The sequence below is a fragment of the Bradyrhizobium oligotrophicum genome (genome assembly GCF_051168495.1).
Classification (GTDB): domain Bacteria; phylum Pseudomonadota; class Alphaproteobacteria; order Rhizobiales; family Xanthobacteraceae; genus Bradyrhizobium; species Bradyrhizobium oligotrophicum_A.
In genome coordinates, this window is record NZ_JBNPVB010000019.1 from 165,407 (window position 1) to 174,143 (window position 8,737).

Genomic DNA, 8,737 nt, shown 5'->3' on the forward strand with positions numbered 1-8,737 from the left:
ATCATGTTGCCGTTCAGGTCGTATCATTTCCCCGTCATGAGCTGGACCTTATCGGTCTTCTTCAACGGACGGTCGAATTCGACCATGCCGAGCGTTTCAATCTGAACGCCGCCGCGGTGGGGATCGCCCACGGGCAATAACTTCACGACATCGTCGGCTAATACCCGCTCAGTCTCAAAGTAATAGAACATCTTGTATTCGGTCTCGGTCATCCGCAGCGCGATGTCCTTCACCACGTTCGGTCCCTGCGGCGCAAAGAGGGGGTTCTGGACAATCGTAAATCTCATCTCCAGCTTTCCGACCGTGTCTTCCTGGATGTCGCAATTGACGATGCGGTCCTTCACGTCGCCATAGTTTGGCGAGGTCGCGTATTTGACCTGCTACGTTCCCGTAATCTGCTTTCTTACGATCGAGTAGATGTCCGTCAGGTCATCCCTGGTTTGGATATAGAGGATCAACCAGATCACGGCGAAGCCGACGAGGAGCCTACGACCACAACGCCTGCTTCGATGGGCGTGAGCCAATGATCTTTATAACGAGTGCCGACCATGACAGCGACAGTGGCAGCGGCCAGAAGGAGATCGATGACCAAGGCCGCAAACGCCAGTCGCGCCGACTTTTCGGTGAAAACGCCTTTGAAAAAGCCCGTTAGATCGAACTTCAAATCCATGTTCATCCCCCAATATGCGGGAATCCCTGGAAAATCGTCTATTGAGAGAGGGGCCTGTGTCAGTCCCCCTGCGCGACCAATGCCAAGCATTCTCAGACTTTGCCTCGGCAATCGCAAGGTGTGTTCCAAGAAAATTCGCGGCGCGCCCGCCTGCGGCGCCTACAGCCCCACTTTGTGACGGACGGGAATATTTCGGCGCGTCTATTGAAAGTTGTATTGGCTTTGGCGACAATGTCGTTCGGAGGGCACCATGCCGTTTGTATTCGACGATAAGGCTGCTTTGGCCGACAACCTTTCGGCATATGCCGCAGAACTCCAGCAGCTTGACCCCGTTTTGGGGGCGGTATTGGCCGACCGTCTCCAGGATCTCCTTGAAGGAGTTGATGCGACCGAGGTTCTCGAAGAGCTCCTGTTCGCCCTCACGAGTGCCGAGACAGAGTGATGGCTGGTTGGTTTCTCGAAAAGCTCGAAATCGAAGGCTTGCGCGGCATCAACAATGAGGGCGATCCACTCGTCCTCCAATTCTCGCACGACGCCGTTAATTCGGTTTCCGCACCGAACGGGGTAGGCAAGAGCTCGATTTTCGACGCCCTTACCTATGCGCTCCGCAAGAAGATTCCGAAACTCGATGATCTCCCAGCTTCCGAGAATGGCAGCGCCTACTATCTCAATTGCTTCCATTCCCAGAAGAAGGGCACGGTGAAGCTGACGGTTCGTCCCGACGGGGCCGGCGCGTCAATCCCCCTCGAAATCACGCGAGACGCTGCGGGAACAAGAAAAGTTACGGCACCCGCTGGGATCGATGGCGAGGCACTGCTGGAATCGCTCAATCGGGACTTTGTCCTGCTGGATCATAAGACGTTACAGTCATTCATTGATGACAAAGCTCTCGATCGGGGGCGGGCGTTTGCCGGGCTGCTCGGGTTAGCGGCCTATTCCGAGCTCCGCCAGGCGCTACAGGCTCTCAGCAATACGCGCGCGTTCAATAACCACTTCAACGTCAAATCGCTTACTACGCAGGAAGCCTCGTTGAAGCGAGGCATAGCGAACCTGCAAGGCGAGGCTGCTGGCGCGTTTCAGGCGCTGACCCAAACTTCCTTGCATGAGCAACAGGGTCTGGCTGCAGCGGAAGCGAAAGCGCACGGCGCGCTTCACCAGATTGTCGTTCTGCAGCCGCACTGTGCTGGAAAGCCATTCAGCGAGATTCCGATCGACGAGTGTGTCGAGTCTATCAAGAAGGCTGAGGGAGGAGATGGACCAGCGCGGCTCGCTGCTCTTCAGCGAGCTGAGCAAGCGCTCGCAGGACAGATTTCGTCTGGTCCAACCGATGAAGATCACGCGACGCTGCTCGCGCTCGCCACACAGCATGATGAGGCGTTGGGGAAAACGGCCGGGCCACTTCTGCGCAAGCTCTACACCGCGAGCTGTGCGGTGCTCCGCGATGAGGCGTGGCCCAACAAACATATGTGCCCCGCTTGCGAGCATGAAAGCTCGGAACCCCTGCTGCCGGGTCTCGAAACCAAGCTGGCCGCCTTTCAGGAACTTGAGGAATGCGCCGCCCGCATCGAGACAGAGTGGAAGACGAAAGGCTGGAGCAGCCTGCGCACGATTGAGGAGGCACATGCGAAGCCAGGCGAATCCAGGAGCTTCGCTGTATCGTTGCATGGAAGCGACGCTGCGCTGACGGCGGCGAGAGTCACAGAGCTTTGGAATTGGCGGAATATCTTGGTCAGTCGCGCCACGGCCGCTCTCGCGGATACGAAAGCTAAGCGAGAAGCGTTAGAAAAAGAGCTGCCGGCGTCCCTCGTCGCCGTCACCACAGCCGTGGAGGCCGCCAGGCGACTTCAGAAGGCTTGGAGGGACAGTGCGGAAGCGCAAAAGGTACTGGCGGGTATTACGACGCAGCTTGCGCACATCTCTCGGATCAAGACGTTCCTCGATAAGGCAAGCGAGACGTTTGCCCGTGCTGAATCAGACATTTCCCGACGCCGGCTGGCGGCCGTCGAGCCGCTCTGCCAGGCCTTTTTCAAGGCAATCATGTATGAGCCGGTCAAGCCATCCCTCGCCAAAGCCGATGGTGCGGAGGCGCTTTCTATTGGTCTCTCTCAGTTCTTCACGTTGCAGGACGTATCGGCTCAGGCTCTGCTATCGGAAAGCTTCCGCAATGCGTTCGCGGTATCAGTCTATCTGGCCGCAGCAACGCTCTATGGAGGCGAGCCACGCTTCGTCGTTCTTGACGATGTGACGTCGAGCTTTGACGCCGGGCATCAGTTTCATCTGATGGAGCTCATCCGTACGGAGTTTGCACGCCCTATGAAGGCCGATGGCCCCCAGGTGATCTTCCTCAGCCATGACACCTTGCTTGAAAAGCTGTTCAACCGTCACAACGGCCAGGGCTGGAAACATCAGCGCTTGGAAGGCACCGCGCGAACGGCCGTGTTGCCCCAGTCCGATGCGGTCAATCGCGTCCGCGACGCCACGATACGCTTCCTTCAAGCCGGACAACTCGATGATGCGGCGCCAAGATTGCGGCAATATCTCGAATACCGGCTCCTGGATATAATCCAGAAATTACGCATACCCGTTCCGATTGATTTCGCCTTGGACGACAATAATAAGCAAGTCGGAAACGCTGCGGCAGCCATTGAAGCCGCGGTGAAACTGCACAAGGCAGCGGGCAGCCTTGTGTTGACCGCTCCGCAGGAGGCTGGTCTCGTTACACATATGGCGAGCATCACGGGAAACTTCATCTCGCACTACGCGACGGGATCGACGAATGCATTTTCGAGCTCGTCCTTGCTCGGAGTCATGCAGGCAATCGACAAATACGCCGAATGCTTCATGTACGAAAATCCTCCTGGCAGCGGAAAGCTTGTGTTCTATCGGTCTTTAAGCAAGCGATGATGGCGCGTCCGTCATGCGGACCGGGCTCTCGATGAACCGAGCCAGCTGGTCTCGGCCCGGCGGGTCGCCATCCCTCGCGCAAGGGTCTAACTAGCGGCCTCGCCGGGGGCAGTCGAACTCTCTGTTTCAGTGTAGCCCAAATGATTTCCGTCAAGTGTGCTTTGATTAGTGCGCGGCCTAGCCGTTCCCCTGCGACGCGATAAATGTCCTGATGTCGTCCGTAAGCCGAAACCACTCGCGGTGGTGGCGGGAGGCTGCGAAGCGAGTGTGAAGCTCGCGCTCAAGGGACGGTGGTCCCTGGATCGTCAGATGGACGGTCGGCTCGACATGTGATGCCGTCCGCAGGGAGCTCAGTCTCCGTTCAAGGCAAGTCGTGAAACCAATCTTTACGAATTCCGGATTGTCCGTGCTGATCAGATACACGAGTGGCGCTGGCAGTACTTTTCCGGTGCTGTAGATCTCGTTGATCACGCGCCGGCACTGACGGCGCACATCGTTATCAAAGCAGTCGCTGCGAGCCGGGCGCTCCGCCGGATAGCCGTACTGGAGACGTGCTGCGACGGTTTTCGCGTGCGCTCTGGACTGCGAGGATGCCGGGGGAATCTTGGCGTGACGTTCCCGTAGCGACTGGACCATCGACACGACATCGTCGATCAAGCTCATGGCGTGTTGCTTGAGCCGCCTGTCGTCGATCTCGGTATCATCGATTCCATTGTCCGATAGCTCTTGCTCCATCTCGCTCGGATCAAACCGGTTCCAAAGGCACCGACGTGCCGTTTCTTTCTTGGCCTTTTCGAGCACCTTCTTTGCCGCCGTCCGTGGCAGATCACGTAAATCATCGGTGTCGCACAAGATGATCCAATCTTCTGGCAGAAAATCGGGAGCACCAAGATGCTCTAACGTCTCGGACAGGGCTTCAACGGCCTCGCTTGGCTCTGGCACTTCCATCCTCCATTCCGGCGAACCCGCGACAGGGCTACGGTTGCTTGGATACTCGTCAAAAGTCCGAATCGTGTCATCAGCCGGACCTCATCAGCTTGGGGATAATCAAGTTCCCGGCGGGCCTTGATTCGACAATGGGCCTAGCCATCACCATGAGCTCTGAGGTCGAAACGGTTGACGGTTGAGGGCGCGCCCGCCGCGGCGTCCGGCGGGCATGTCGTCGGGCAGCACGACATGGGCAAACTTGGAGCGCTTCTTTTGCGCGATGCCGAACTGCGCCCGCCAGCGGAACAGAAGCCCGGTGACGATCCCATGCTTGCGCGCAACGGCAGAGACGTACGCCTCCGGTGACGGCCGCCTTGCGCCGGCAGTGACGCTTCGCGAAGCCATAGGATTAGTCCTGGAGCTAGTCCTATGGCCAAGTCGGAAGTGGAAGTGATCACGTCGGAGCGGCGGCGACGGCATTGGTCGCGGGCGGAGAAGGAGCGCATCGTGGCGGCGGCATTGGAGCCGGGCGCGACGATCCTGGGCGTGGCGCGCGCCTGCGGAGTTCATGGCAGCCAGGTGTTCCGCTGGCGTCAGCAGCTGTGCAGCAAACCAACTTCCGCGCCGGGCTTTGCCGCCGTGACGGTTGCGGCCGAGCCGCCCGTAGCGGCAGCCCGGACACAGGGGCTGATCGAGGTCGAGCTCGGCGCCGAGACCCGGATCCGCATCAGCGGAGCTGCGGATGCTGCGACCGTGACGGCTGTAATTACAGCGCTGCGGGCGGGCAAGCGATGATCCCGATCCCGTCGGGCACACGGGTCTGGCTTGCCACCGGCCACACCGACATGCGTAAGGGCTTCGATGGTTTGGCGCTGCTGGTGCAGGAGACCTTGAAGCGCGATCCGCATGGCGGTCATCTGTTCGTGTTCCGTGGCAAAAGCGGCGGTCTGATCAAAGTGCTCTGGCACGACGGCCAGGGCATGTGCCTGTTCGCCAAGCGGCTGGAGCGTGGCCGCTTCATCTGGCCATCACCCGTGGACGGGACGGTGGCGGTCACGCCAGCGCAGCTCGGCTATCTGCTCGAAGGCATCGACTGGCGTCATCCACAGCGAACGTGGCGGCCGGAAGCCGCAGGCTGAGCAGCGCGACCGTGCACGCGTGCGATAGCTGATGCGCGCACGCGAGAGCTGTGATTCCATCCTCGTCGATGATCACAGCCGATTCGCTCCCCGATGATGTCGCGACGCTGAAGGCGCTGGTGCTCGCCGGCCATGCAGCGCAGCTTGCAGCGGAAGCCAAGGCGCGCAATCTCGAAGCCGAGGTCCGCGCCCGCGCGCTGCTGATCGAGCAGATGAAGTTCACGATCGCCAAGCTCAAACACGAGCAGCATGGTCAATCCTCCGAGCGCGCTTCCGTGCTCGAGCAGCTCGAGCTCGAACTCGCCGACCTCGAGGAGGATAGTGCCGAGGCCGAGGCTGCGGCGCAGCTGGCCGCGGAGCGGGCGAAGGCCGCCAAGATCAATGTGCGGCCGTTCGAACGGCAGCGCCCAGCACGTCGTCCGCTGCCTGAGCATCTGCCGCGCGAGCGCATCGTGCATCCAGCGCCGACCAATTGCGCCTGCTGCGGCGGCGACAGGCTGCACAAGATCGGCGAGGACGTGACGGAGACGCTGGAGCTCGTGCCACGGCAGTGGAAGGTGATCCAGCATGTGCGCGAGAAGTTCTCCTGCCGCGCCTGCGAGGCGATCAGCCAGCCGCCGGCGCCGTTCCATCCGATCTCACGGGGACGTGCCGGGCCGCGCCTGCTGGCGCACATCCTGTTCGCCAAATACGGATTGCATCTGCCGCTCAACCGACAGAGCTCGACCTATGCGCATGAGGGCGTGACGCTCGACGTCTCCACGCTGGCCGACTGGGTCGGCGCGGCGGCTGCGACGTTGATGCCGCTGGTCGAGGCGATCAAGGCGCATGTGCTTGCAGGCGAGCGCATCCATGCCGACGACACCACCGTGCCGGTTCTGGCCAAGGGCAAGACGCGCACAGGGCGCGTCTGGACCTATGTGCGTGACGATCGTCCCTTCGCCGGCCACGCGCCGCCGGCCGCCATGTTCTTCTACTCGCCCGACCGCTCCGGCACCCATCCAGAGGCCCATCTTGCGACCTATGCCGGACCGATGCAGGCGGATGCCTATGCCGGCTTCAACCGGCTCTACGAAGCATCACGCAAGCCCGGCCCGATCACCGAGGTCGGCTGCTGGGCGCATGCACGGCGCAAGTTGTTCGAGATCGCGCGGCTGAAGAAGGCTCCGATTGCGATCGAGGCCGTCAAGCAGATCGATGCGCTGTTTGCAATCGAGCGCGAGGTCAACGGCCTGCCGCCGCACGAGCGCAAAGCCGCGCGTCATGCGCGCAGCCGCCCGCTCGTCGATGAGCTTCATACCTTCCTGCGCAAGCGCCGCGCCAAGCTCTCCGGCAAGAGCGAGACCGCCAGGGCGATCGACTACAGCCTCAAGCGCTGGGATGTGTTCACGCGCTTCATCGACGATGGCCGTCTGTGCATGACCAACAACGCTGCCGAGCGCGAGCTGCGCGCCGTGGCCATCGGCCGCAAGAACTGGACGTTCGCCGGCTCCGACGAAGGCGGCCGCCGCGCCGCCGCCATCTACACGCTGATCCAGACCGCCAGGCTCAACAGCGTCGACCCACAGGCTTGGCTCGCCGACGTGCTCGCCCGGCTGCCCGATCATCCGGCCAGCAGCATCGCCGACCTGCTGCCCTGGAACTGGAAGCCTGCACCCATCCAAGCCGCAGCCTGATCGCATCGATCAATCAGCCATTCGGCCCGGGTCCCTTCGCCCGTGGCCTTCACCGGATGCGTACGCAGAGACCTTGGCGCCTGGTAGCTCGGTTTCCTTGGCGATCGCGAGCTTCTCCTCGTCGCTGAAGAAGCGGCGAACCGGTGCCGGCCGCGTCGCCGGATAGCCGAGTTCGGCGGCTGTCAAGCGGCGTTCGGGCTGTGAGTTCCTAGCACTAGTGCTAACGGCGGGACGTGCGGAGGGATGAAGATGGGCGGGCCAGTCGATCGTGACCTCCTCAGTGGCCAGTCGGTCGCGCCATTCGCGCAGCGAATGCGGCGACAGCTGCGTCGCCGCGGCGCAGGCGCGGAGCTCCATTCCGCTCCAGTTCAGCGCCTCGACATGCATCGCCCAGAACGCCTCGGACGCCCGATTGCGCACATCCGATGTGACCGTGAACCTGCGCTGCTTCTGCTTTCGGAGCGCCTTTTCTCGCTCTTCCCGGGCGCGCTCGCGGCGCAATTCCGTCCGATATTTCTCAAGCTTAAGCGCAGTCTCGTTGCCGGCCAGCCGCTTCAGCCAACGCCGCAGAGTGTTCTCGGTCAGACGTTGTTGCTGGCAGTATCTGCGGATCCCGAAACCGCTGCGACGCCACGCTTCGATGTGCAGCGACCACCATTCGCGGCGCGCTCTGTTCTCGAAATGTTTGATCCCACCGGAGATCCTCCACAGCAGCAGAGAACTCGAAATGGAACGACAACACACGAGGGGGAAGGTGTGCAGAGACCGGACGATTACGAGGGGGAGTAAGCGTCCGGCCGCTGCACATGCCTCAGGTCTTGACATGATCGGCCGGCTTCCAGCTCCACGGCAGCAATTCGTCGAGGCGGTTGACGGGATGTCCGTCAACCATCCGTTGGAGAACGTCGCGCAGGTAGGCTTGGGGGCTCGACGTCATTCAGCTTGCACGTCGTGATGAGCGAGCTGACCACTGCCCATCGATGGCCGCCGCCGTCGCTGCCCGTGAACAGGTGGTTCTTGCGGCCGAGCGTGACAGGACGGATCGCGCGCTCGACCGGATTGGTATCGAGCTCGACGCGGCCATCGTTCAGGAAGAGCGTCAGGCCGTGCCAGCGGGAGAGCGCATAGCGGATCGCTTCGGCGAGCGTGCTGCGGCCGGAGACCAAGCGGAGCTGTGTATCGAGCCAGACGTTCAGAGCGTCGACGATCGGCTTGGAGAACGTCCTGCGCTCGGCAAGGCGGTAAGCGGGCGACTGCCCGCGGATACGCGCCTCGATCGCATAGAGCTCGCCGATCCGGCGCAGGGCTTCCGTTGCCACGGGAGACGCGGTGGCTTCAGCTACGTCGTAGAACTTGCGTCGCGAGTGGCTCCAACACGCCGCGAGCGTGATGCCCTCTTTGTCGGCCAATTGCTCGAAGCC

The 8,737-nt window shown here is 61.5% G+C and carries 9 protein-coding genes and 1 pseudogene; 5 read left to right on the forward strand and 5 right to left on the reverse strand.

From position 1 onward, the window contains the following. Positions 1-23: 23 nt before the first annotated feature. Together ACQR1B_RS29150 and ACQR1B_RS29155 are read right to left on the reverse strand one after the other, a co-directional pair. Positions 24-344, reverse strand: a complete 321-nt coding sequence (locus ACQR1B_RS29150; RefSeq protein ID WP_434835835.1) for a hypothetical protein — start codon at positions 342-344, stop codon at positions 24-26. Positions 345-463: 119 nt separating this feature from the next. After that, on the reverse strand, positions 464-670 hold the full coding sequence (locus tag ACQR1B_RS29155) for a hypothetical protein (RefSeq protein ID WP_434835836.1): 207 nt from the start codon (positions 668-670) through the stop codon (positions 464-466). A gap of 250 nt (positions 671-920) precedes the next feature. On the opposite strand from ACQR1B_RS29155, the gene ACQR1B_RS29160 reads away from it, so the two are divergent. Then, a complete protein-coding gene (locus ACQR1B_RS29160) occupies positions 921-1,112 on the forward strand; it encodes a hypothetical protein (protein ID WP_434835837.1) in 192 nt (63 codons plus the stop codon). Continuing rightward, positions 1,112-3,574: an AAA family ATPase gene (locus ACQR1B_RS29165; RefSeq protein WP_434835838.1), complete on the forward strand. Its 2,463-nt coding sequence runs from the start codon at positions 1,112-1,114 to the stop codon at positions 3,572-3,574. The genes ACQR1B_RS29160 and ACQR1B_RS29165 overlap by 1 nt, the downstream gene beginning before the upstream one ends. Positions 3,575-3,751: 177 nt before the next feature. Here ACQR1B_RS29165 and ACQR1B_RS29170 read toward each other — a convergent pair whose 3' ends face one another. Beyond that, positions 3,752-4,522: a GIY-YIG nuclease family protein gene (locus ACQR1B_RS29170; protein WP_434835839.1), complete on the reverse strand. Its 771-nt coding sequence runs from the start codon at positions 4,520-4,522 to the stop codon at positions 3,752-3,754. A 408-nt stretch (positions 4,523-4,930) separates the two neighbouring features. On the opposite strand from ACQR1B_RS29170, the gene tnpA (ACQR1B_RS29175) reads away from it, so the two are divergent. From tnpA (ACQR1B_RS29175) to tnpC (ACQR1B_RS29185), 3 genes are all read left to right on the forward strand, one after another. Beyond that, positions 4,931-5,296, forward strand: a complete 366-nt coding sequence (gene tnpA, locus ACQR1B_RS29175; RefSeq protein ID WP_434835840.1) for an IS66-like element accessory protein TnpA — start codon at positions 4,931-4,933, stop codon at positions 5,294-5,296. Beyond that, entirely contained in the window at positions 5,293-5,640 is a 348-nt protein-coding gene (gene tnpB, locus ACQR1B_RS29180; RefSeq protein ID WP_434835841.1) for an IS66 family insertion sequence element accessory protein TnpB, read from the forward strand. The genes tnpA (ACQR1B_RS29175) and tnpB overlap by 4 nt, the downstream gene beginning before the upstream one ends. A gap of 68 nt (positions 5,641-5,708) precedes the next feature. Then, a complete protein-coding gene (gene tnpC, locus ACQR1B_RS29185; protein ID WP_434835842.1) occupies positions 5,709-7,316 on the forward strand; it encodes an IS66 family transposase in 1,608 nt (535 codons plus the stop codon). A gap of 9 nt (positions 7,317-7,325) precedes the next feature. On the opposite strand, the gene tnpA (ACQR1B_RS29190) is transcribed toward tnpC (ACQR1B_RS29185), so the two are convergent. Both tnpA (ACQR1B_RS29190) and tnpC (ACQR1B_RS29195) read right to left on the reverse strand, forming a co-directional pair. Continuing rightward, a complete protein-coding gene (gene tnpA, locus ACQR1B_RS29190; RefSeq protein ID WP_434835843.1) occupies positions 7,326-8,141 on the reverse strand; it encodes an IS66 family insertion sequence element accessory protein TnpA in 816 nt (271 codons plus the stop codon). After that, positions 8,128-8,737, reverse strand: a pseudogene (gene tnpC, locus ACQR1B_RS29195) (IS66 family transposase); the annotation flags it as partial. The pseudogene tnpC (ACQR1B_RS29195) and the gene tnpA (ACQR1B_RS29190), both read right to left, overlap by 14 nt.